Consider the following 23,244-nt stretch of genomic DNA (forward strand, 5'->3'; position numbering starts at 1 on the left):
ACGCCATGCATTACGCCTATGAAGAGACCCATACTTTGGATGAACGTTGTTACACACACTTTTCACTCAGCCCTGAAATTTTAATGGAACATGCAGGATTAGCCCTTGCTTCTGCAGTGAAAAAAAAGCTTACATGTAAAAAAAATGCCCTTTTTATCTGTGGCTCAGGAAATAATGGTGCAGATGGAATGGTTGCAGCACGTCTTTTACATGGAAAATTCAACGTCGCACTCTATCTTCCATCGCAGGTAAAATCCCCTCTGGCACAGCTTCAACTGGAGCGTGCAAAAAAGCTAGGTGTACCTATTGTTGAGACGTTAATAGATGCCGATGTTTACGTCGATGCCCTCTTTGGCTCAGGGCTGAATCGTCCTTTGGAGAGCGTTACATGTAAGCTACTTGAAGCACTGAACACCCAAAAAGGCTACAAAATTGCCTGCGATATTCCCAGTGGTATTCTAAATGACCTCACGCTGAGTTCTACCATTTTTCATGCCCATGAAACGATTGTGATGGGCGCTTTAAAACTTTGCCTTCTCAATGACACCCTAAAAGATGCGGTAGGGAAAATCCGTGTTGCCTCTTTAGGCATAACACGCAAAGCCTATGAAGTGCCCTCACCTTTTTTTGTGTTACAGAAAAAAGACCTCAAACTCCCTTTTCGTACTCAAAAAAATAGCAACAAAGGCTCTTTTGGTCATGTAGCGATTCTTCAAGGCACGAAAGAAGGGGCTGCCCATTTAGCAGGTATAGGCGCTTTTCATTTTGGTGCAGGATTGGTCAGTCTTATTGGTGAAAAAATAAAAAAACTTCCCGTCTATCTTATGCACACGCCCACGCTTCCCAAAAATGCTTCGGTCATTTTAGCAGGTATGGGGCTGGAAATGCCTTTTGATGCAACATGGGTCAAACATCTTTTGCTTTCAAACGATTTACCGCTTGTCATTGATGCATCCTTATGTCACCATGAACTCATAGTAGAGCTTTTAAACTCTCAAAAACCACTCGTCCTCACACCCCATCCCAAAGAATTTAGCTCTATTTTATCCTTTACATGTAAAGAAAAAATACGTGTTGAAGAGATTCAATCTAACCGCTTCTTCTATGCAAAACAATTTAGTGAAATATTCCCCCATGTGGTTTTAGTGCTCAAGGGAGCAAACACGATCATTGCGCACAAGGGTGAACTTTTTATCAATACCTATGGCACGCCCTCCCTTGCTAAAGGAGGCAGTGGCGATGTTTTAGCGGGAATGATTGGTGCCTTGATTGCACAAGGTTATTCCCTAAAAGATGCTGCCATTCACGCCTCTTTAGCGCATGCTCTCGTTTCGAAAAAACTTACATGTAATAATTTTGCACTTACCCCGCTTGATATTTGTAAAGGTCTTAAATGCTTATAAAAAAAATCGCTATTCTCTTTAGTGGAACAGGCAGTAACCTTGAAAAACTGCTTGAATTTCTCTATCAAACCTCTTTTGAACACGCCAAAATAGAAGTTGCCCTCACCATTTGCAATCGCCCTGACGCACAAGGTATTGAAAAAGCCAGACGTTTTGGTCTTGAACCATTGATTATCGACCATACACGCTATGCTAGCCGTGAAGCCTTTGATGAAGCTCTGGTGGAAGCTATCGCCCAAAGTGGTGCTGAACTGACCGTTTTAGCAGGCTTTATGCGTATTTTAACCCCCATTTTTACACGTCATGTGAAAGCCATCAACCTACACCCCTCTTTGCTTCCCCTTTTTAAAGGTGGCAATGCGATACAAGAGAGTTTTGATTCTCCCATGAAAGTTGCTGGCATTAGTGTGCATTATGTCAGTGAAGAGCTTGATGGCGGTGACATCATCGCACAACGCTGTTTTACAAAATATGAGGGTATGAGTTTTGAAGCGTTTGAAAATAAAATTCACGCACTAGAGCACGAGCTTTTACCGCAAACTGTCAAAAACTTACTCGATAAAAAATAAGAAGAAACACTGAGCATAAAATATTACGATGATGTTAATCTTTCTTAAAACACTTATATTTGACGAGGCAAACGGTAAAATAAGCCCTTTTATCTGAAATCCTTTGTTACAACATAAAGGAGTGAGTGCATTTCGCAAAAAAGCCTAAAAACTTTTCCTTGACAAAATGTAAGATTTTAGCTAGAATTTCAGCCTTAAAAAGACCATCTTAGGTTTTTTTAATGTCGGGGCGTAGCGCAGTCTGGTCAGCGCACCTGGTTTGGGACCAGGGGGTCGAAGGTTCGAATCCTTTCGCCCCGACCATGTTTAAAATTTTTTATGTCATTATGATGGTGGGTGTAGCTCAGTCGGTTAGAGCATCAGGTTGTGGTTCTGAGGGTCGTGGGTTCGATCCCCATCACTCACCCCATTCGATTTAGAAGATGCAGTTGTGCGCTCGTAGCTCAATTGGATAGAGCAACGGACTTCGGATCCGTAGGTTGTAGGTTCGACTCCTTTCGAGCGCACCACCCAAAAAATCCGAGCAGATGCGCTCTTAGCTCAGCTGGATAGAGCAACGCCCTTCTAAGGCGTAGGTCACACGTTCGAATCGTGTAGGGCGTACCACCTTTTAAGACGAAGCTCAAGCTTCGCAAAATTTACTACTGTTGTGTGCGGATATGGTGAAATTGGTAGACACGCCAGACTTAGGATCTGGTGCCGAGAGGCATGGGAGTTCGAGTCTCTTTATCCGCACCATCCCTATTTTAGGGACTTTCAAACAAATTTACTCTCACTTTAAGAATACTTCAAAAACATTTTTTTACTACATTTTAACTACAGCTATTCAATGTTAATTTTCTCTTTTTAAAACACTTCTTCTTTATAAACACTTACTCCATACAAATTTAAGTCAACTATTCTTATAATTTTATCAAGATTTAAAAAAGGACTTATAATGATAGAAATGATTAAATTTATCATAAGTGACAAAATATGAAAAATTATTTTAAACTATTTCCACAATTAGGGATTAATTCAGATTATTCTAAAAAAATATTGAGAAGATTCAAATATGCTTTAATTTATAGAAATGTTATAAATATAATATTTCTTATTCCTTGGGTAATTTTATTGTTCGAAGTTATGACTAAAGGGATAAAAGATGATGGTGGAGCATTTTTTATTTTAGGATTAGCTACTATGTTTGTATATCTCCCTTTAATAACTTTGTATTTCTTAATAAGAAATCGTTATGAAGGTCACTTAGAACAAATATATTTTGATGAATTTTTATCAAAAAAATTAAAAATATTTTATCATATTGAAGAATTATCCGATTTTACTTACGAGATTATTAAAGATATTACAAAATCAGCAAATTTAACAAATAACAATATGCAAGCATTAATATTTGCTTGTCAAGAAGCTTATGCGTTAGGAGCAGAAGGAGTATTTGTAGTAGGTAATCAACAGTCGGCCATTACATCTGGTAAGACAGATAAAAGAGGGAAAGGGAGCGTACAAACAACAGTTCTTGGCACAACATCTGTTAGGGCTCTAAAAAATATAAAAGAAAAACCAAAAAATAGTATTTCTCCTGATACTAAAGATTTGGAGTATTGGTTTGGGTTGTTGGAGAAGGGTGCGATTACGCAAGAAGAGTATGAGAAGAAAAAAATGGAATTATTGAACTAGGGGCATTTGCCACTAGTCAAAGTCATCATTGCTTATTAAACATAAATTGTGTAAAATTAACTAGCAAAATCAATAAAGGGGGTTGACTATGGGATATGTTGTCCGTAATGGGAAAGTTCAGCAAGCTCGAAGAGTGAGTGGTCTAACGCCTGGGCAGAAAAAAGAACTTTTTCAACAAACGCCTAAACAGCAAGAAGTTATAACAAGACTTTTAGCAAAAAGAGAGTGCACTACTGCTAAACAATCTAAAAGTGCTTAGGATTAAATGCTTTCACGCTTTTTAATAGAGCCTATCAAACAAAGCAAGCTGGAGAGTTTTTTTAAAGATCAATACTCTCCAGTTTTTGATCTTCCAAATACAGAAGAAATCTTCAAAAATACATTTGAATTGGCTTTTGATAATGAAGATGCAAAAGCAACTACTGTTATTCATGCTTGTTATGATCAAGTAAAAGAAAAATATTGTGCGTTCATAAACATTGGTACAACTACACAAATTGATGATATAGCTAGTCTTGCTATTGAATATATTTTCATAGAATCAGATTATCGAACAATACAATTTCACGAATTAGGAAATATGAAACTTTCTGAATACCTTTTGTTGGATTATACAATTGGAACCATTGGGTTTAGTGTTAAAGAACAAATTGGTATTCACGTAATTGGACTTGTTCCAGTCAATGAAAAAGTTCGCGAGATATATGAAAATATGGGCTTTATTTCTTTACCAAAATCTGGTTCACATGAAAATGAAGACTGGATGATTTTCAATATTTGATGAACTTAATCAGAAAAATGGAGTTATTGAGCTAGGGGCACGTGCGCCCCTAGCTCTTAAGCTTTGCGGACGGTTATTTGCAGCAGTGGCATTCGCAAAATGATTTCAGCCTTACGAGCTGATGAAGCCTTTTTGTCCAAGAGGAACTTTTTTAAGCTCTCAAGCAACTCTTTTAGCTTTTGCTTTTTGGGTTCTTGAACTTTTTCATCGGTATAGATGATGAGCTCTTCAACAAGTTTTACATTTTCCTCAACTATTTTTTTACTTAGCGTTTGCATTTTTTCTCCTGTTATTGGGTTTGATGTTTTCATTTTAGATTTTTCCTCCGAGATTGGCTTCGGATCTTATTGAACTGACCATTTCGTCAAGCACAGCGGCCGATTTCAGTTCTAATCCTTCAAATATGGCTGTGTGCAATGAGACGATAATTTTATAAATGAGAATAATCGAAAATAGACTGATAGCGACTTCCATGAGACCGTTAAGAAAATATATCTTGATCGTATCTATGAATGCTCCTGACATTTGAAAAAGAGCCGAAAAACTCCACTCTTTTGATACTCCTGCGGCATTATTTTGAAGCATACCTTTAATGATACCCTTACTAAACACAGCGCCAATACTGTTAAGTAGGCTATTTGCTGTGATGGCAACCCATACGCTAAGCACGAATACAGGTATCTCCAGCATAATCAAAAACACCCTCAAGGTGAACTTGCCCATGTGTTCCCCGTTGTTTTGTGCAATGATGATGGGAAAAAGAATTAAACTCGCAAAATTAAAAATAAATATCTTTATTAATATTGTTATGAACCGCATCAGCCCAATGATAATAATCCCAGCTATTGGTAGAATTTTGAGCAAAGTAACAGTTATAGTATATGCAACTGAGAATGCTGCTGTATTCGTTGCAACAGAAGCGACAATATTTCCCCCGAACCAACCGAGAGCTTTACCCCATGCGGTATCTTTTGCACCTTGAGAGAGGTCTCTTATCGTGCTAGAGGTGGAATTATAGATATTTCCTGCTCCTGGTACCAACATATAGGGAATACTGCTGATTAGAGAATTTAACAGGCTACTTGTCTCGTCCGTGACGCCGCTTCTCTCTTGCAAGGTTTTTGTTATGTAAAGATTTTGTTCTAGTTCCGTTTGGAGTTGAATTACTGGCAGCCCTAAAATGGACAAATATCCCCATGTTCTTTGTAGCTCATATTGAAACGTTATGAGCGTTTTTAAAATAGAAATCTTTTGGTCTGCTTGTGGATCTATCTCTATCGCTGCGTTGTACGATGTGGTAAAATCTTTATTTTGTTTCGTATATATCGCCAAGAGATGATCGTTTCTATTACAAAATGAAAAAGACAATTGAGGATAATTGCCATCTGCAACATTCCCTAAGACAAGTCCATTTGGAGACTTATCATAATAATTAATACCAGCGGATGGAGAATAAATAGATACCGCAAGCGCATATTTTTCACTGCTTGGATAAATGCTATTTGGAGTTCCAAAAGCCTTACTAAGGTATTCAGTATCATAAGTATTTGCACAAGCTGTTTTGAGCTTTGTATGATAATCTATCAATTGTTTGGTTTGTGCCATTCCAGCAGCAGCTGCGATGATTTGTTGAGATGTACCAATCCCTGATTTGTTCAAAAGTGTATCAAGTGTATTGTCTGTAATCTTTTTGGCGATATCATCTGCCAATTCCGAAAAGAGATAATATCCAGCCATTGACATCCGCTGAAAGTTACTCACTGCAGTAGAAAATTCTTCCTCTTGATTGCCATATCCTGGGGGATTATGTGAACTTGAGTTAATGGGAGCAAAGGCTAAAAAGCCGATTAAACTGATTACACCGAAACTTTTGAACGAGACGGTGCGGTCATGCTTATTAAGTTTAGCTATACCCATTCTGGCTGCCGTGTAGAGACCAACAAAAATGAATATTAACCATATGTACGCCAACATTGAGGAGCTTAAAGAGGCATATGTCTTGAATATATTCACAACTTCGCCCTGGATAATATAGCCGTTATCGCTCACACCTGTATCACTGGTATAAACAGAGGTGTAATCTCCCTGCAATTGCAATTTACCTGTACTTTCTGTGGCTACAGAATTTATGACTTCCCCATCAGCCAGCACGCCCGCCGTGAGTAGTTGGGTAATACTAAGATAGTTTCCCTGCGCTTGTGTGATAGAGTTTGAGATGGTATTTTTGGTATCGATAAGACTTTTGACCATAGTATCTTTACGCGCAATTATTGCCGCGTTTTGCTGTTGGGCAAGGTCTGGATTTAATTTGAAGTTTTCTTTTATTTTTGGGTAAAAGACTGTAAACACTCCCTCTGGCTCGTAAAGACTTGAAAGCTCACTTGATTTTTTAGCATACATACATGTAACCGTGCCGCTTACTGCATCGATATTATAGAGTGTAGCGGTGTGCCCTACTGCCATAAATGATTGACAATCCACTGCGTTGGTGTTCTCAACTGTGGTAGTAAACTCTGGTTTCACGATTTGATTTTCAATCAATTTAGAGGGCTGAACTATCTCAAAATTATCGTTACGGTATTTGTCTTGATTTTGTGCCTCGAAATCTTTTCTTATCTGCTCTGGTGTCATAGATTGAGGCTCTGCATGTAAAACGCCATAAAGCGTGAGAACTAAGATTATGATTGACTTGAACATTGTTTAGCCTTTCGTTTATTGATGAAATACTCCATTGTGCCTAGCATGAGGATATAGGCGACTGTGAAGTATTTGAGAAGAGTTTGGAATTGGTTAATAAACTCGTTTATATGCGCTTGCGTTGGTGCTTGCACGGTCTCAAAAAAGGCTACCATTGAGGCTATTTGCAAGAACTGCTGGATAAAAATATAAATGAATAAGTAAAGGATAATTCTTACCCAAAACTTCATATTGCGTAGTCGCCACCACTGCGCTTTTGTAGCCTTTATAAATTGTTTTTGCTCTCGTTTTTCTTTTAAAATTTCTGGTACGTTGAGGCTAAAAATGGATTCATAGAAGACAATAAAAGAAACTCCGATTGTTGGGATTAGCGCGATTGCTAGGCTTACATCTTTTGTTAACTCTGTAAGAGATAAGCCAAACTTTGAGATAAAAAATGTACCTCCAATTAAGAGTGCGTAAAATAAAACCCTTAGCGTTACATGTAAGGGTTTTAACAGAAGATAAATAGCTTGGTTGCTGTCGATTGTCGTGAGCCACTTGATGGCGATTTTTTGCGTGATGGTTAAATTTTTCATTTTTTAAATCCTAAAAAGTTTAAAACGGCATAGCCAAAGCCCTCTGTTTTCCGTGTTGGTGGGTTGAAAAGAGCCTCACGTTGTGCTCTTAAGTCTTTATATTCGCTGTTGTTGAACGTGTGAATAAGCTTTGATCTTATTTTTCCTGTGGCTTTAAAAACTTCATAATTATCTCTGTCTTCATCGTCAGAATCTCTTTCTATCTGCGTAAGCCGCTTGTTGATATGATAGAGTTCAGCTTTCTGATCCATAGTTAAGGCTGCGTATTTGAGGGGTTTTTGATGCTCATGGTAATCAACTTGTACTGCAATAAAGCCTACAGAAAGTATAAGTAAGGTAGCGACTGCGATTGATTGTTTTGAGGGTTTTTGGAATTTCATTGTAAATCTCCTATTGTTGGGGGGGGCACTCATAAATCAGTATCTGTGTTCAGAAATTTTTTAGTGAGTTTTTGTGTGATATTTTGTTTGTCTCTTTTTATTTGATAGGACTCATACCGTGCGGCAAGATAATCTTCAAAAGCCTTGAGATTAACATACGGGATAAAAGGTTTGTTTTTGTATGTTTTTTCTATCTCTAAATCTTCTTTTTCTTTTGATAACTTTTTCTTTTTGATCGTCCTTACCTTGGCTATTCTTTCCGCTTCATCTGGTGGAATTGGAATATAACCACGATATAGGTCGTCTCCAATACTTGCGATATACTCAAATTTCTCACCTAATTCTAAAAAATCATCTTCTTTTACGACATTGATTTCTTTTTGGTCGGTAGCAAATGATGTAGTCTTGGCTTTGATCCCTTGGGTTGAGACGCTATCTTTGCCACATATATAAGTGACTTTGCCGATTGACTCTTGGAGTAGCGTTTTTGTATCTCGACCATCCGTTCTAAAAAAGAGCTTTTGAGTGACTGTTTTATCGAGGATTTTATTATATTTTTCTTCCTCTTCTTTACCTTGCAAACCACCTAGAAAGGCGCCACCTTTGCTACGTAAAAGCTCTGTCTGATCTTTTAATGTGTCAACATCATCGCCTAAAACTCTCAAATAAGAAGAAAGTTCATCTAGTAGATAGAGATAGAGCTTATTATCTGTATCTGGTCTTGACAAATGTACCATTGTGTACATGCTGATAAAAGCAGCTGATAGCCCTTGCATGTTTGCTTGTAGCTTACGAGGATATGAAACAAAGAGTTTAGCGGCATGATTTTTATCCAAAAACTCATCAATAGTAAAAGTCTCTGCATCGTCCTGTATTCGATAGTTCATCAGTAAAAATGGAGTCATAATCTGCTTAAGTGTTGCTATTACATCCTTTTCACTCTTTTGACCATCATTTAAAGCATTTTCAACCAAAGTCTCTAATTTAACCACAAAGAAATTCCACTTATCTTTTGCACAAGTAAAATTTTGAGCGTTGGCGAGAAGTGCTAGATTTTGAATATGCTCACTTGCACCTGTTGTAAAAAAACCTGAATCGCTATTTTTCCCTGCTGTTGCTGAGAGCATAAGTTGAAAAAAGTGTGCTTGAATGGCGGTATCTTCGTCCAAAATATTATGAACAGTAGCCCTATCATCATAGAAATTGTAAATAATATCCCTGATAGGATTGTATGTTTTAGCTATAAATTCAAGCTTCGTGCCGTCATGCACCAGTGCATTATCGTATGCAGTGATATTATCAAGGAAATTTAAAAAACAGATTGACTTACCTGACTTCATACCTCCAAAAATCATAGTTGAAGTTATGAGGTTTTCACGGGTTAAATAAATAGATGTTTTTTCTTTCTTCCGTCGCCACCACCACGGTGGCTTACAGTTTTTTAGAACACTCGGTGAAAAACGAAAATTACCAATAAAGAAGTCTTTTTTGCTCTTCTGACGGTATTTAGCTAAATCCCTTGTGCTTGTCCATTTTTTACCATCTATCACATCAAGAGGGTTTAAAGATGAAGTATCCACAAACTTATTGCATTTAAAGCCCATTTTTTCCTTTGTAAAAATGTTGCCATAGAGCAAAATAAATAAAACCAACAAGAACCCAAAATACCAACTGAACATAAAATCTATGATTGTATCTATCATCTTATCTCTCCCTTGGGCGTTCTTGCACTTCTTCGTAAATTTCTTGTGCTAGATTTTTAGCGACTTCTTCTAGTGTATATTCTCGATCGGTTATATCTTTGCTAAAATCCACTATTATCTCACATGAAGCTCTTGCAAGGTCTGGGCGTTCAGTTGCGATATATTCAAGAGAATTAAAAATTTCAATAACATCTCCTTTTTGCATGTGGGTTAAAAAATCATAAAACTCTTTAAAATTTTCAAGTGAAGAGATGATTGAATCAATTCCTTTATATGTTTCTTTGACTTTAAGCATAAAGCTTTTTTCTTCCCGCTCTTCGAGCTGAACCCCATCTTTGTGTAGGTCATTGATGTCTTTACCTTGTTCATTTTTTTGATATTTGATGTATGTAAAGTCTGTTTGTTGAGCTTCGCTTGAAACTTTTTTGACGAAATCAATACCTGGTTTATCATTTTGATTATAAAAGGCTACCTGTGTATATTTGTCTTTTATGGCTTCAGCTACCTTGTGAGCGTTGGACGTGCTGTTGGCGATAATGACATCAGTGTGGGTAAAATCACGTTGATTATATGCCGCTGCATAACACATTTTGCTCTCAAAAACACAAACTGATTGAGTTGGGGTCTGACTTTTAAAAAGGGAGATATTTTTCTCGCCTAGATTCATCGATTTTAAACTGCCCAAAGGCTTAAGAAAGTGAATATCACCTCCGCCACCGATTGACTCAATCCCAACACCAAAGGCTTTTTTGATGGTGCCGTCCTTTGCCATATATTCCCCCGTGATCATTTTAAGTTGTGGCGGTATTTTGTGAATGCCTCTTGATGCTAGATATTCAACCGCTGGAGCATAGTCTTTAAGTTCTTTTACACTTGTCACTTTGGAATTAATGTGTATTTCCGCTCTTTTAAGATTTTCTTGCATCTTAAAGCTTAAATCTGAGGCTGTGCGTATCGCTGTTCTTGTTCCATTTAGCTCATCCAATCTCTCTTTTACGTGGTTTGTTATCCCCAAATGAACTATTGCGTAATCTAAAGCCTCCTTGTAGGAAACTTTGGTTGTTTCCATAATGAGATTTTCAATAGTGCCGTTATTGCCGCCAAAATCGTTGTATTTCCATTCTCCTAATTTATCAATATACATGTTGGCACTCGCTGTTTTATCATCGCTTCGAACTTTAAACTCATATCTACCGTTTTTCTCTTTGTATGGAATGCCTAGAGCATTCAGAACCGCTGCTGGGTCAGTTAACTTTAATTCGTCTTTTGTGCGTTTAGATAGTTGGCTGAACTCTTCTTGAGTTAACTTAAGTTGTTTTGGTTGCGTTGGCTGTTGCATTGTTGTTTCCTTTTTTTCTTGTGCGCTGATTAAATCAGTTGCATTTAGCTTTTGGCTATCTCTGGCAGCTCGTAGCTGCAACTCTTTTAAATTGTCGGTGATAATGTGAGCTTCAAATTTTGCTCGTGTTATTTGCGTGTAAAAATCATTAAAACTTGCGGATTGTGAATTTGCGACGGCTATGACTTTATCTGTGGTTTTACCTTGAGAGGCAAAGTCCGTGATGGCGTAAGCGTGTTGGATGTATTTGTAGTCTTTAAGACTAAAAGTTTTCACTGCTTTTTCAAACTGCACGGTTATTTCATTGTTTACAATTGCTGTTATTGTTCCAATTTGTCCATTTTTTAACCCCAGTTTAGAGTCGTTTTTTTTCATGATGACTTGCTCGCCCACCCCAAAATCTGTAAACGTCTCTTTGAACAAATTTAAGCTATTGCCGTGTGTGGATAAATATACTGTCTCAGTAAATGTTTTATCTTTAAAAAAATGCTCTATTTCTAAAGTGTTTTTATCGATATTGATTTTCTTGATTATCGCTTCTCTGCCTGCACTGATTGAACCTATATTTTTAGATAAATATACTTTCTCATTTACTTGGTAATAGATTGCGCTTCTCTTTTCCAGCGCTGACATACTTGGAACTTCACGAGTAGCAAAATTTTTAGATTCGGTTATCTTTCCGTTCCCGATTAAATGAGAGCGTATAGAGCTATTTAAAGCTCTACGGTCTGAGTTGGTCGTAGTGATTAGGAGTGAATTGTGTCTATCTTTGAGATATTCAACTTCTGCGGCTTTTAGCCTCTCTTTAGGTTTTTTTATCTCTCTAGTGGTGTCTTTTAAAATATTTAATGCAGCAGATATATCTTTGTCTAAAATATTTTTAACTGCATTTTTCATCAAATGATTTTTTTGTCGATTGCCTTCATCTAAATATACTGTCTCAAATCCCTGCCTTTGCATTCCTGCAAATATATCACCTTGAGAGATACTTTTCTTTTGATTTTGATCTCCTGAAAAGACCAATTTTAAATTATTTTCCTCTGCTATTTTAATCAGCGCCTCAGTGTCTCTGAGCCCTAACATACCAGCCTCATCTATGATTACGATAGCGTCTTTGACTCCATTTCCATTTTCTTGAATAAACTTAGCAACGGTGTAAGACTCCTTTATCCCTGCCTCTTTGGCTAAGTTGTCAGTAGCTGTTCCTGTTGGAGCTAGTGCAATGACTTTTATGTCTTGAGCCTCTGCTACATTTTTAACAATTTCGAGAGATGTAGATTTACCAGCACCTGCAACACCTTGAGCAAGAATAAATTGCTTATCGCATGTAAGAATAGTGTGAGCTAATTGAGTTTGTCCCTCTTTCAGCTCAAAACCTTTTTCTTTTTCAAACTCTTTAATTGCCTTATCTACTTGGGTTTTATCTGAAGTGATAGAAAAATTAATGCTCTCTTTTTTACTAAAAATATATGTCTCTTTTTCAAGCACTTCTTTGGTCGTGTATTGATTTTCTTCTTGATTGATTTCTATCAAATCTTTATAATTTTTAAACTCGTTTTGGATGGCTTCGATAGATACATCAGTGGTTAAGCTGACTTTGAGCGCATGTTTTAAAATGTCTTCACGACTAAATACAGATTTCCTATCTGTAATGTCCGTGATGGCGATTTGAACGCATTCTTTGGCTGTTATATGTCGTACCTCTAAATCTGCTTTTTTATATTTTATTGAGGCAATATCCGCTCCAGCTTCTTTCAGCCTTTCTATGTTGTGCTCTTGAATTGCCTCTCTATCTTTGTTTTTATCTTTCCATTTAGCTGTTTGTTTTTGGGCGGTATGGGTTGCTTTATAACTTGTTTGCCCTGACTCTGCCATCTCATTTTTAATATCATCTTTACGAGTTGAGAACTTATCTCTTAGATATTTATTGACATTTTTTAGGGAAAATGTGCCCACTTTTGCATCTGTTATCTCTACTTCAAAACCTAATTTTTGAAGTTTTTGTGCAAATGAATTACGCTGGATTTGACCTATAAGTTGATGATTCATCATTATTTGATTAAACTCAACGCTTTTCCATTTACCATTTTCGTCTTGAATCATGTTAATGGCTAAACAATGTTGATGTAAATGCATATCGTTATTTCGGCTTTCACTATGGTCGAATCTCGTAAAAATCATTTTAGGTTGTGCTTTTTGACCTTGTACATTATCTCGACTCTTGGAGTTTGAATAATTAGCCTCTGCAAAATCTAAGGCCACTGAAATAGACTCTGTAAAAGCTTCTCTTATTTGAGCTTTTACGTCATCGCTTGAAACTTCATATAAAATTGAAATTGATTTATCTGCTGCAAAAGTTAAATCACAAGCTGCTCGGAGTCTATCTCCATCTTTATCAAAATCTTTTTTAGTGAGCTTTATGAGTTGCTCTCCGCTTACAGGATGTCGTCCAGCCAAAAGAGAATCGAAGTCTTTTAAATTAAAATCTTTTAATCCGAGTTCATCTTTAAGTCCACCATAAAATGAACCTTGTTCAAACTCATTATTAAGATAATAAGTGTCTTTTTCAAAATAATTCCTTGCATTAGAAGCGGTTGTAATTTTGGGCTGTGCTAACAATTTTTCTCCTTTTTTGAGATTTTTTCTTTAAAAGCAGCGTTCCACCTCATAGGTGGGTTTGGTGCCTCTCTCTAGCGAGTAATAATTGATTAATAACTCATTAATATTTGAGTAATAACCATTAAAAGGTATTAATAACCTATGATAATGCGTAATAAGCGTTAATATTAACGTTCAAATTGGCTGTAGTCTGGTTCTATGATTTCAAAGCTTTTGACTTCACTTTTTTTGAATAGATTTGAAGGTGTAGTGGTTTTTTGTGGAGTAGGTTTTTTTTCTATCTCTAAATCTTCTTTCACTTTTTTTGGCTGTTGTTGTCTTTTAATATATTGAGACAAATTTGATTGTTTAGCCTCAACTCCATTTAATCTCAAAAATTCGCATATCGATTTTTGAGAAAAACCTTCTTCAATAAGCTGTGAAATCTCAGAATTAAATTTATGTAATTCTGAGATTTTTTTTACTTTATGTTTTTTTTTGAATTGTGCTAAATCCATTTTTGACGCTCCTATCCAAATAGCCCTGTTAGCCAAAAGGTTAAGGTGACAAACAAGCCACCTACAAATAGACCACCAAGCCCAGTAATGATAATCCCTCGCTCACTCTTACGCTTACATTCGTAAAATTCCTCTCTCACATTTCGAAGGGCGATAAGGTTAAGCTCTAGCTCCAGCCCTTCTTTTTTTAGACTTTCAAAAAGAGAATTTTTACTTAAAGCAATCTTAAATTCATTAAGTATCTCTTGTTTTAGTTTTTTGGGATTGAAACTCTGCTCAATTTTTTGCACTTGCCCAATGAGTTGTGCTATATCACTCATTAAAATATTAAACTGCTCATCGCTTAATATTTTTACTTCACCCGCCATTTTAAGCCCCTAGCTTATTTGCAATTTTGGCCATCATTGGTTCAATAAACTCTCGATATAGATTTTGGGCGTTTAGGACTAAACCTCTTTGTTTAGTTAATTCAAGCCTGATAGCATCATCGGGCTCAGCTCTCTGCGCTCTCGTGATAGCATCTACGTCACTATCGATTAGGGATCTAAGGGTAACACCCATACTGCGTGATTTTTTGATGGCTTTGGAGTCTTTTACAACAAACCAATTAGCTTCATCGTTTAAGTCGATTCCATACTCTTTTTTTAGTTTTTTTAGATTGTTAAAAAAAGTCTCAAATTGCTCTTTAGGTTCGGCGTATTCAAAATTGTTGAATCGATTAAAGCTAAACATTATTTTTTGAGGATCGACTTCATTTTTAATGTTTTCTAAAAATTTTATGGCAACATTAAAATCCTCCGAACCGTCCATAGCTGGGATGATAATCAAGTCCAAGGTATCGTATAAATTACTCTTTTTCATGGCTGAATGAAATCTGTCTAACATTACAGCGCCAACATCTATTATTCTTATGCCTGGGCTTAAGAGCAGATTTTCAAATTCAAAAAATGACTCGCTGGTTTCATCAATGAAATCCATCTGTAAACTTTCATAAAATCCTTGAGCGTCCAGCCTTGAGTCGCTCTGGTTAATGTAATCGATCTCTATTAATGTTGCATCCTGTAGATAAGATGCTACCGCGCTACTAATTGTGCTCTTACTCGCGCCACCTTTGAAGTTGTAAACTAAGACATTCTTTTTCATTTATTTTCCTCCTTTTGTGATTCTTTTTGCCATCTTCGGCTGAAATGATGCTATTAAAGACGCATTAGTTGTTTTGGCTGAGCCACCTTTGACATTGCAACTTAAATAAGATGCTACTATGCTGCTTGTCGTGCTCTTACTCGCGCAACCTTTGAAGTTGTAAGCTAAGACATTCATATTATTTTCCTTTTGATTTTTGGATTTGCAAGATGGAAAATTTTCCGTCTGTGCTGTTGATGCCTGTTGTGTATTGGTTTTTGAGTGTGTAAAGTTGAAAAACTGTGTCGCTCTCCGCCACTTGGATATTGTATTTTTTTAGAAGCCCTTGTAACTCAAGAGCTTCGCCAGCTTTATTTTTTAATTCGCTATTTAAATAATATTGATTGAGCTCACTTTGCGCAAAACTTCCAATATAGCCACCGACTAATAAGGCGGCAATGCCTAAAAAAATGGTGTTTTTAATTTTAAAGCTTGAAACTTTTTGTTCAAATTTTAAAAAACTAGCCATGTGATAATCAACTAACTCAAGGTGCTTGAGCATTTTTTGCGCGGCTTTGTTTGAGGCTTCAATCGTTTTAAGGTCTATTGATTTAGGCTTTAGACTATGCGATAGTTCATGTTTTGCAATAGGTGTTTTTGGCACTTGTGGTTCTGGTGTGTTGGTGTTTCTTTGAGAAACGCTTTGAAAAGATTTTGGCTGCTCAAATGCTCCCTCGTCCTCCTCATCCTCGTACTCATCTTGATCATACGGTTCTTCACATTCTTCGAACTCTTCTTTCATTTTTAAAACTCCTTTTGGCAAAATATCTAATTGAAAACAAGGCAAGTATCAATTTGTTCTCAATTAGATATTAAGGTAAAAATTGACAATGCGTTCAAGCTGGACTCAATCCAGCCACCCACCCAGGATACCCGCCACTTGATTAACGGTTTAATTATTACGGAGGTGTCGCACTAGTAATGTAAAAAACATGAGGCTTTACACCAGTAGCGTAAAGTAAATTTAAACCCTCATTTAAGCCTCTTAGAAGGGGCTTAAATGAAGATTGTGGGGTGGGTAAGGGAATTTTTCTCCCCTAAGTTATTTTTTGAGTTTTTAAAAGAAAAAAATTATGCTGAGTTGACGGGTCTGACTGTAGTGAAGAATTGAGGTATATTTTTTTCTTTTTGAAACCCCTCTTTCTTATCATCTAATTTAGTATTCTTAATACGTGTCGATTTTCCCAACTTGGGGAAACCCAAATGTGGGTTTTCAACATTTGGCTCAAAACTTGGGCAATCGTCCAAATAGTATGTACCAGTACCATCGCTACTTTTGGTATAGGTTATATAGCCATGTGATTTTAATTCGTGCATGGCGGCTATGATGGCTGCTTGGCCGTCTTTTTGTTGATTTGCAATGCTTTTAATGGTGAAATTCCAGCCATCTTCCATACTAAACATGTATGAAAATAGCCCTTTGGCTTTAAATGAGATATTGGGGTCGCGTAAAAAATTATTAGAGATTTGCGCAAAATCGCGTTCTCTCTTTTTAGTTTTATTGTCGCTCACTGTTTTTGTACCTTAATTTTTTGGCACGTAATAAGCATGTGTGAGTTATAATAGTAGACTACAATGCTTTATTAAGTGTTGTCGATTAAGCCTTAGTTCTCAAAATTTGGTCGTGGAGAGAACTAGGGCGACTATGCTATTTTGGTGATTTCCGTTCCATCATTCCATTCGATAATTTCTTGTATGCTCCATAATCTTGTTTTCCCAATTTTGCGCCATCTTGGCAATAACTTTCTCTTCAAAATTTGGGCTTCACCAAGATCACAAAATAATTTATTTGCCTTTGAAACACTAATGCCAATCACCTGACTCATCTCATTAATATCAAGGTTCATTTTTTGATATTTTTCAAAAATCATTTTTATTTTTTCATTCATTTCTTTTCCTTTTATTTTACTCTTTATATCTTCTTTTTTTCTTCTTTTGTAATTCTAATCTTTATTTTCTTTACTCCAACTTAAAATATTTATTTTTTACTCTTTTTTTCTTCTTTTAATGTTATAATGATAAAACAACAACATAAGGAATAAAAATGACATCAGAATCGCTCAAAGTCAACTTTATGATCTCTAAAGAAGCAAAACAGAATATTGAACGCTACAGAAAGAGTAGAAGACTCACAAATTCATCACTAATAGATAAACTTTTACAATTTGACTCAGAGGCACTACAGTTATTTATATCTATTTTTAAAGAACAGCAAGAGCAAGAAAATCAGGGATTAGAGTATTTACAATTTAATAATATTGAAGGTGGGATTGTTTTTACTAATAGTATGATGAATAACGCAATTCATTCTAATCTTAGCAGCCTAAGTAATACAAGAAGAAAAGAAGAAAAAATATTTTCTGCGGATACAGTAGAAAATATGAGTAAAAGAGAGCTAGGAGAAAATTTAGAAATAATGGAAAAGGCAATTCTTGTCATAGGCAAAAGTGGCAATGACACTAAAGATGATATAAAAGAATTGAAGTTAAGAATTGAAAAACTTGAAAAAATGATAACGAGATAAAAAAGGAGATTTAAATGTTATTATTAGAAATATTAGAAATATTATTAGACTATCTCAATAAAAATGAAAAGATAGAAGCTTCGGCTTTAAATGAAATGTTAGAAAAATATAAAAAGGCGGTAGAGAAAGAAGAAGAGGATGAGATAAAAAATCGTTATTCAGAAATACTTGAGAATTTTAATAAATTAATCATGAATCAAAATGAGAACGAAGTTATTGAGAATTTAAAAAATTTACTAAAAGAAGTTATCATTTTAGAATATAGTAGAATGTACAATGAAACAGAACATGGGACGATTGAGGATCTTTCCCAAGCCCTTCCCAAAATCCAAACACTTAAGTAAGTCTGAGTCAAGAAGCTTATATGTCAAAGTTTCAAACTTAATCCTTTTGTAGCCTCATGCCTTCTATTTGGCACGAGGTGACTATACCGCAATGTCATTTCAAGCGTTTTATGCCCTAGTTGCTCTTTTATCTGTAAAATGTCAAGTCCACTCATCGCAAGCCAGCTAGCGTGCGTGTGCCTTAAGCTATGAGCGGTGATTTTATGTTGCGTTTTTGCGTCTTTGTTTTTAGGGATGACTGCTTCTAGTGCAGTCATGAAGTGGTCTGATACTCTCAAAATATTTCCACCTGTACTTGTGCTAATGACCAAGTCAGATTTTTTATTTTCTTTGAGATGGTTGATCGTTTTTAACAATAAATCATTCATATATATATGTCTGGCATTGCCATTTTTGGTTTTTTTAAAATAAATTGTGTTTGTCTCAAAATTCACATCGTTCCATCTAATACCAGTCTCATCACTACTTTTATTTTTTTTTGAACTCGCCCCTGTGATTTCACTAAATCTTGCACCTGTAAATAAAAGCAATACTGTTAAATGATACGTTGTTGTATCAATAGATTGCAATATTTCCAAAAGCTCTTTTGCCTGTTCTTTGGTTAAAAATGACAATCTATGATTATCCACATCTGGCATTTTCACTTTTCCGTTAGAGATAGGGTTTACAAAATTAGTTATTATCTCATGCTTTATTGCATAATTAAAGATGGTTCTAATGAGCGTTATTTGATGTTTGACGGTTTGCGCTGCTAGCCCTGTACGGATTAAGTCTTGTTTGAAGTTTTCTAGGTCTAATGATTTTAAACTTTTAACGGCTTTATTGCCAAAAATAGGGGCAATGTGCTTGTCATAATTCCACTTATCCATCTGGTGAGATTTTTTACTAACTTTTGCATGCTCATAGAAAACTTTCCATAAATCATCTAGTTTAATTTTATTGACCCGAGAACCTTTTATGGTTGGCTCTTCGTCATGCTGGATTTTGTATTTAATTTCAATGAGTTTAGAATACGCATCTCTAGCAGTAAAATCACTTGAAGCGGTCTTTTTGCCAACTAGAACTTTTTTCGGCTTATTGTGCTCATCTCTGTAGTTTATATAGAAGGATATATCTCCATTTTTGAGTATATTTTTCCATACTCCCTCATATTTGCCGCCAACTGGTTCTAGTGCCAATCGCTATCCTTTGAACTTTTCAATGTTGATTTTTTATTATAGCAAAATAGATAATTTTTACTACAGTTTTTACTACAATATTTAAAAATATATACTTTATAATGACTAATATTGAAAAATATGAATAGTTATAAAAAGCCTATATTGTGGTATTTTGTGAGCATTTGAAAAAGATTAAGGATTAATGAAAAGATGAGAAAAAAAGACTTAGGATCTGGTGCCGAGAGGCATGGGAGTTCGAGTCTCTTTATCCGCACCATCCCTATTTTAGGGACTTTCAAACAAAAATCAAAAAACATTTTTACTTTCAAAATCTCAAAAGTACACATTAGGGTACACATTAAAAAATTTATCACCAATTCAATGCATGATTTCATTAACATCTATTTTCAGAAGTTTTCTTCACTGCTTACATGATACTAAAATACTGCTAGAAAATTTATGTGTGCTTCTTTGACTATATTTTGAGGTTCTAAAATGAACTTGTGAGGCACAACAAGTGGAAGTTTTAGTGCCTAATTGGTGCCTTTTAGGTAGTAAAATGAACTATATGCCTATTTTAGGATATTAACGGCTATTCGAAAATTTAAGTCTCTTTATCCGCACTACGCACAATATAGGACTTTACATCCTCTTGGAATCGGTACTTTCTTCTTTTAAATTTTCTCAAATTACACTTTTATATATTCGTTTATAGTCATTTACTAAATAACAAAAAATAATAGTATAATTTTTCAGATTCATCTGAATACTTTTTACAAAAAATGAAATTATAGAGCGATTTAAACCGCGGAATTGAAAAATTAATGTACTTGTCTAATATCACTGGAATATTATCATTTTACGAATACATTATAAAGACACTAGAATTAAGCTGTATTTCATCGTATCTTTATAATAAATATTTAAAAGATAACCGTCATGTAAAATATGACAACAAGCAAATGGTTTGCGCAGATAGTCCATATTTTATATATGATAATTATAAAAATCCGATTAACATAGAATTTAATCCTCTCAATGAGCAAGAAGAATCATGCAGTCATTTGCTAATAAATGATTCAATACATCAATACCTAAAATATCTAATATACAATCTATTTAATAAACTAATTAACATTAAAAATGGCATACCTACTAATAACGCACACAAGTTTGAAAAAAATCAAATAGATATATTACAAAATCCAACAAAAAATACAATATTCAAATTTAATAATCTCTTCAATATTGTCAGTGCAACATCATTTTCAAAAAACATAATTGATTTTTCAATTGATTTTATCAACTCTTCAAATAGTGCTAAAGTACATTTTAAATACCATCTCTATGATGCACTTTGTACAATACAAAACAATACAATTTTTGGGATTTATCTTGAAGATTCTGAAATTACATTGTTTAAGCAAATATATGAAAATTACATAATCAACATAATTAATAATTTATTCAATAAGGATATAAAGATTCCTGAAAATAGTAGTAGGTATCCTCGTTTTTATGTGCTAATGATGATAAGAGTAATCCTACAAGAAGCTTTTTTTGAAAAATATAATATATCTTTCACCATGAACACCCCAAAAAAGCTTTCAGAAAGCTATGAGATATTATCTAATTTAAATAAATTTATAAAAATACTACCACAAATCTCTGAACAGCAACAAGAATTTGACCGACAATCTTACAAAAATGAACTAGAAATAAGAAAAGCAAGTGAGCCTGATTGGCTTATATTAAAGGATCATAATATGCCAACAATATTGAGTAACCAAGAATTAGAGGTTGCCAACGATAAGAATATGGATACTTTAACAAAACTTATAGAAACAGCCAACCAAAAATATAATAGACGAGTCTATAACTTTCTTGCAAATGAGCAGGTAAATCTTTTTATACAAAACTATAACGAAATGAAAAATAATCAAGAGTGGTCAGAAATTTTTTATTGGCAGAGCTTAGTGCTAAATATTCTAAATGAAAATGGCGCAAGTTTATGGTTTGATACCAGAATTGACAAATATTGTTTTCGTTCAAAAATTGGTGGTAATATTATTCATGAAAATAAAGAAGGAATAAGTGAATTATTATCTAGAGCCTTAAAAGATAGAATAACTAATTTTTTAAATAGATTCAATAGTGTATTTTTTGCTAATCACGCAATCGAAATTGTATTGGTACATAAACTTAATGGTATACAAAATCAAAAGTTAAAACAAAGTGAGAGAGCATCCAATGTAATAAAAATACTACTTTTTGAAAATGCAATACCAACCATAGATGATGATAAATTTGATGTTCAATCCCCTATGGAATTCTCTCAAGATTACAACCATTTATTTTATACAAGAAACCGATTTGTACCTACAAAATATCTCTTAAAACGCTTTAATAACACTAATCTTACTAGCAATAATGCAACTAGTTTTGATAATCTATTTACTCTTAATGAGGATAGCTATTTGCTTGAAACTATGAAAGATACATCAAATTGCAGACGCTCATCTTTCATAGAAGATCTTATTTTTTATCTTGTAAATGAGGATATACATTCATACTACTATGTGATGAATTGGTTAGCTTATTTTTTCCATAACTTACAAAAAAGTGGTACTGCATTAGTGCTAATTGGCGACCAAGAAGTGACACAAAATATTTTGTGGGATAAAATTATAAAAGAGATTTTCGGACTACAATACTGTATTACTATTAATGATAAAGAGTGCAATACTGCCTCATATTTTGATATTGCAAAAGATAAACTCTTTTTTCACATAGGCGATATCACTGATGCTGCAACAAAATTTGATGATGAAACCTTGTATAGACTTGTAAAAGATCTTTTAGTGAAAAAATCAATCACTAGGCTAAATAAAGAGAATGAGCAAGAGGAATCTATCATACATGGACAGATGATAATTACAGCTAAAAACCCTTCCCCTTACATTAAAAGAGCATTGTCAAAATGTACAATCATTAGAGTTAATGATATGGATACTATTATTGAAAAGCTAGGCGTACCTGATGAATTGATACTTGAAGATAAAATAGAAAAAGATTTAGAGAATTTTACTAATGTTTTACAATCTTTTAACAGAAACTACAAATTTACCAAATATGCTATGGATACAAAACATAGACAAGAGATAAGTGGCAATAAAACATCTAATATAAACAAAGAGGATATTGAAAAAGAGATTGATGATTTTATTCAAGCGATTAAAGATAAAAATATAGAGTATTTTGAAAAGGTAAAAGAGGCTGAAGGTGGTGCAATCTATGAGCGACTAAAAAATGCTTTTAATTATGAAGATGGATACTTTATAGGTCAAGATTTGCTTCATTACTATAATGCCACACATGAACAAAAGTTTGAAAACAAAAAACAGCTAACGGATAAGTTAAAAGAAAAAGATGAGATGTTCGCCCAAGAAGTAAAGACTCTAAAAATTTTAACAGCAGAACAAAAAGAAAAGGTTTTATTTCCAGCACATAAAACTTCAAAAGACACAAATTACAAAGAGCTTTATAAAATCAATGGCTACACCTTAGCAAAAGATATAACAATTCCTTATGGAGCAATCATAATTTCCAGCCAAGATAATATTAAAAAATACAAGCATGATAATATAGATAATGCTATTAAAATCCATGAAGAGTATAAAGAAAGTAAAGCTAAAAAAGTCTAATATTAAGTACATTATTAAGCTTTGAGAGCTACTCTCAGCCTTTCTCAGTGTGCTCTCAAGCCTTTCTCTTTGGATTCTCTGGGCAAT

21 protein-coding genes and 5 tRNA genes are annotated in these 23,244 nt (G+C 34.7%); 13 read left to right on the forward strand and 13 right to left on the reverse strand.

What is annotated here, in order from left to right; genetic code table 11:
• The first annotated feature begins 5 nt into the window (after positions 1–5).
• The 10 genes from SULBA_RS11435 (at position 6) to SULBA_RS11475 (ending at position 4,430) form a co-directional block, all read left to right on the forward strand.
• Positions 6–1,403 (forward strand): bifunctional ADP-dependent NAD(P)H-hydrate dehydratase/NAD(P)H-hydrate epimerase, encoded by a 1,398-nt coding sequence (locus tag SULBA_RS11435; protein ID WP_014770453.1) that lies wholly within the window; start codon positions 6–8, stop codon positions 1,401–1,403.
• Complete coding sequence (gene purN, locus SULBA_RS11440) at positions 1,394–1,972, forward strand: phosphoribosylglycinamide formyltransferase (protein ID WP_014770454.1); 579 nt, start codon at positions 1,394–1,396, stop codon at positions 1,970–1,972. The genes SULBA_RS11435 and purN overlap by 10 nt, the downstream gene beginning before the upstream one ends.
• 225 nt (positions 1,973–2,197) lie before the next feature.
• A tRNA-Pro gene (locus SULBA_RS11445) sits at positions 2,198–2,275 on the forward strand.
• A 29-nt stretch (positions 2,276–2,304) separates the two neighbouring features.
• A tRNA-His gene (locus tag SULBA_RS11450) sits at positions 2,305–2,381 on the forward strand.
• Between the two features lie 23 nt (positions 2,382–2,404).
• Positions 2,405–2,481: transfer RNA gene (locus SULBA_RS11455), tRNA-Arg, on the forward strand.
• A 20-nt stretch (positions 2,482–2,501) separates the two neighbouring features.
• Positions 2,502–2,578, forward strand: a tRNA-Arg gene (locus SULBA_RS11460).
• Between the two features lie 47 nt (positions 2,579–2,625).
• Positions 2,626–2,710, forward strand: a tRNA-Leu gene (locus tag SULBA_RS11465).
• A gap of 237 nt (positions 2,711–2,947) precedes the next feature.
• Positions 2,948–3,649 carry an SHOCT domain-containing protein gene (locus SULBA_RS13090; RefSeq protein ID WP_014770455.1) on the forward strand — a complete coding sequence of 234 codons (702 nt, stop codon included), beginning with the start codon at positions 2,948–2,950 and terminating at the stop codon, positions 3,647–3,649.
• An 88-nt stretch (positions 3,650–3,737) separates the two neighbouring features.
• Positions 3,738–3,908, forward strand: a complete 171-nt coding sequence (locus SULBA_RS12990; RefSeq protein WP_014770456.1) for a hypothetical protein — start codon at positions 3,738–3,740, stop codon at positions 3,906–3,908.
• A gap of 6 nt (positions 3,909–3,914) precedes the next feature.
• Positions 3,915–4,430: a hypothetical protein gene (locus SULBA_RS11475; RefSeq protein WP_014770457.1), complete on the forward strand. Its 516-nt coding sequence runs from the start codon at positions 3,915–3,917 to the stop codon at positions 4,428–4,430.
• A 56-nt stretch (positions 4,431–4,486) separates the two neighbouring features.
• Here SULBA_RS11475 and SULBA_RS11480 read toward each other — a convergent pair whose 3' ends face one another.
• The 12 genes from SULBA_RS11480 to SULBA_RS11535 form a co-directional block, all read right to left on the reverse strand.
• The gene (locus tag SULBA_RS11480) at positions 4,487–4,741 is read right to left on the reverse strand and encodes a hypothetical protein (protein ID WP_041671857.1); all 255 of its coding nucleotides are present in this window, start codon (positions 4,739–4,741) and stop codon (positions 4,487–4,489) included.
• A 1-nt stretch (position 4,742) separates the two neighbouring features.
• Positions 4,743–7,127: a hypothetical protein gene (locus SULBA_RS11485; RefSeq protein ID WP_014770459.1), complete on the reverse strand. Its 2,385-nt coding sequence runs from the start codon at positions 7,125–7,127 to the stop codon at positions 4,743–4,745.
• Positions 7,109–7,705 carry a hypothetical protein gene (locus tag SULBA_RS11490; RefSeq protein WP_014770460.1) on the reverse strand — a complete coding sequence of 199 codons (597 nt, stop codon included), beginning with the start codon at positions 7,703–7,705 and terminating at the stop codon, positions 7,109–7,111. Before SULBA_RS11490 ends, SULBA_RS11485 begins: the two co-directional genes overlap by 19 nt.
• Positions 7,702–8,085, reverse strand: coding sequence for a hypothetical protein (locus SULBA_RS11495; protein ID WP_014770461.1), 384 nt, complete (start codon positions 8,083–8,085; stop codon positions 7,702–7,704). Before SULBA_RS11495 ends, SULBA_RS11490 begins: the two co-directional genes overlap by 4 nt.
• Positions 8,086–8,114: 29 nt before the next feature.
• A complete protein-coding gene (locus tag SULBA_RS11500; protein WP_014770462.1) occupies positions 8,115–9,788 on the reverse strand; it encodes a type IV secretion system DNA-binding domain-containing protein in 1,674 nt (557 codons plus the stop codon).
• 1 nt (position 9,789) lies between these two features.
• Positions 9,790–13,746 (reverse strand): MobF family relaxase, encoded by a 3,957-nt coding sequence (gene mobF / locus SULBA_RS11505; RefSeq protein WP_014770463.1) that lies wholly within the window; start codon positions 13,744–13,746, stop codon positions 9,790–9,792.
• A gap of 167 nt (positions 13,747–13,913) precedes the next feature.
• Entirely contained in the window at positions 13,914–14,243 is a 330-nt protein-coding gene (locus SULBA_RS11510) for a hypothetical protein (RefSeq protein ID WP_014770464.1), read from the reverse strand.
• Positions 14,244–14,254: 11 nt separating this feature from the next.
• Positions 14,255–14,611, reverse strand: a complete 357-nt coding sequence (locus SULBA_RS11515) for a hypothetical protein (protein ID WP_014770465.1) — start codon at positions 14,609–14,611, stop codon at positions 14,255–14,257.
• Between the two features lies 1 nt (position 14,612).
• Complete coding sequence (locus SULBA_RS11520) at positions 14,613–15,386, reverse strand: P-loop NTPase family protein (protein WP_014770466.1); 774 nt, start codon at positions 15,384–15,386, stop codon at positions 14,613–14,615.
• A 178-nt stretch (positions 15,387–15,564) separates the two neighbouring features.
• Positions 15,565–16,167, reverse strand: a complete 603-nt coding sequence (locus SULBA_RS11525) for a hypothetical protein (protein WP_014770468.1) — start codon at positions 16,165–16,167, stop codon at positions 15,565–15,567.
• Positions 16,168–16,496: 329 nt separating this feature from the next.
• Entirely contained in the window at positions 16,497–16,937 is a 441-nt protein-coding gene (locus SULBA_RS11530) for a hypothetical protein (protein WP_014770469.1), read from the reverse strand.
• 131 nt (positions 16,938–17,068) lie between these two features.
• Positions 17,069–17,314 (reverse strand): hypothetical protein, encoded by a 246-nt coding sequence (locus SULBA_RS11535; RefSeq protein ID WP_014770470.1) that lies wholly within the window; start codon positions 17,312–17,314, stop codon positions 17,069–17,071.
• 155 nt (positions 17,315–17,469) lie between these two features.
• Here SULBA_RS11535 and SULBA_RS11540 point away from each other — a divergent pair, with 155 nt between their 5' ends.
• The gene (locus SULBA_RS11540; RefSeq protein WP_014770471.1) at positions 17,470–17,949 is read left to right on the forward strand and encodes a hypothetical protein; all 480 of its coding nucleotides are present in this window, start codon (positions 17,470–17,472) and stop codon (positions 17,947–17,949) included.
• A 14-nt stretch (positions 17,950–17,963) separates the two neighbouring features.
• Positions 17,964–18,293 (forward strand): hypothetical protein, encoded by a 330-nt coding sequence (locus SULBA_RS11545; protein ID WP_014770472.1) that lies wholly within the window; start codon positions 17,964–17,966, stop codon positions 18,291–18,293.
• A 23-nt stretch (positions 18,294–18,316) separates the two neighbouring features.
• On the opposite strand, the gene SULBA_RS11550 is transcribed toward SULBA_RS11545, so the two are convergent.
• The gene (locus tag SULBA_RS11550; RefSeq protein ID WP_014770473.1) at positions 18,317–19,471 is read right to left on the reverse strand and encodes a tyrosine-type recombinase/integrase; all 1,155 of its coding nucleotides are present in this window, start codon (positions 19,469–19,471) and stop codon (positions 18,317–18,319) included.
• Positions 19,472–20,415: 944 nt separating this feature from the next.
• Between SULBA_RS11550 and SULBA_RS11560 the strand changes: the two genes are divergently transcribed.
• Positions 20,416–23,157 (forward strand): hypothetical protein, encoded by a 2,742-nt coding sequence (locus tag SULBA_RS11560; RefSeq protein WP_041671859.1) that lies wholly within the window; start codon positions 20,416–20,418, stop codon positions 23,155–23,157.
• Positions 23,158–23,244: the final 87 nt, after the last annotated feature.

This window comes from Sulfurospirillum barnesii SES-3 (genome assembly GCF_000265295.1).
Classification (GTDB): Bacteria; Campylobacterota; Campylobacteria; order Campylobacterales; family Sulfurospirillaceae; genus Sulfurospirillum; species Sulfurospirillum barnesii.

What these genes read in the sequence shown, in the direction of transcription:
- SULBA_RS11510 (WP_014770464.1), bottom strand. Translation starts at nt 14,243, where the DNA reads ATGGATTTAGCACAATTCAAAAAAAAACATAAAGTAAAAAAAATCTCA.
- SULBA_RS11490 (WP_014770460.1), bottom strand. Translation starts at nt 7,705, where the DNA reads ATGAAAAATTTAACCATCACGCAAAAAATCGCCATCAAGTGGCTCACG.
- SULBA_RS11545 (WP_014770472.1), top strand. Translation starts at nt 17,964, where the DNA reads ATGTTATTATTAGAAATATTAGAAATATTATTAGACTATCTCAATAAA.
- SULBA_RS11480 (WP_041671857.1), bottom strand. Translation starts at nt 4,741, where the DNA reads ATGAAAACATCAAACCCAATAACAGGAGAAAAAATGCAAACGCTAAGT.
- SULBA_RS11525 (WP_014770468.1), bottom strand. Translation starts at nt 16,167, where the DNA reads ATGAAAGAAGAGTTCGAAGAATGTGAAGAACCGTATGATCAAGATGAG.
- SULBA_RS11560 (WP_041671859.1), top strand. Translation starts at nt 20,416, where the DNA reads ATGGTTTGCGCAGATAGTCCATATTTTATATATGATAATTATAAAAAT.
- SULBA_RS12990 (WP_014770456.1), top strand. Translation starts at nt 3,738, where the DNA reads ATGGGATATGTTGTCCGTAATGGGAAAGTTCAGCAAGCTCGAAGAGTG.
- SULBA_RS11435 (WP_014770453.1), top strand. Translation starts at nt 6, where the DNA reads ATGCATTACGCCTATGAAGAGACCCATACTTTGGATGAACGTTGTTAC.
- purN (WP_014770454.1), top strand. Translation starts at nt 1,394, where the DNA reads ATGCTTATAAAAAAAATCGCTATTCTCTTTAGTGGAACAGGCAGTAAC.
- SULBA_RS11520 (WP_014770466.1), bottom strand. Translation starts at nt 15,386, where the DNA reads ATGAAAAAGAATGTCTTAGTTTACAACTTCAAAGGTGGCGCGAGTAAG.
- SULBA_RS11515 (WP_014770465.1), bottom strand. Translation starts at nt 14,611, where the DNA reads ATGGCGGGTGAAGTAAAAATATTAAGCGATGAGCAGTTTAATATTTTA.
- SULBA_RS11485 (WP_014770459.1), bottom strand. Translation starts at nt 7,127, where the DNA reads ATGTTCAAGTCAATCATAATCTTAGTTCTCACGCTTTATGGCGTTTTA.
- SULBA_RS11540 (WP_014770471.1), top strand. Translation starts at nt 17,470, where the DNA reads ATGACATCAGAATCGCTCAAAGTCAACTTTATGATCTCTAAAGAAGCA.
- SULBA_RS11495 (WP_014770461.1), bottom strand. Translation starts at nt 8,085, where the DNA reads ATGAAATTCCAAAAACCCTCAAAACAATCAATCGCAGTCGCTACCTTA.
- SULBA_RS11500 (WP_014770462.1), bottom strand. Translation starts at nt 9,788, where the DNA reads ATGATAGATACAATCATAGATTTTATGTTCAGTTGGTATTTTGGGTTC.
- SULBA_RS11535 (WP_014770470.1), bottom strand. Translation starts at nt 17,314, where the DNA reads ATGAATGAAAAAATAAAAATGATTTTTGAAAAATATCAAAAAATGAAC.
- SULBA_RS11475 (WP_014770457.1), top strand. Translation starts at nt 3,915, where the DNA reads ATGCTTTCACGCTTTTTAATAGAGCCTATCAAACAAAGCAAGCTGGAG.
- SULBA_RS13090 (WP_014770455.1), top strand. Translation starts at nt 2,948, where the DNA reads ATGAAAAATTATTTTAAACTATTTCCACAATTAGGGATTAATTCAGAT.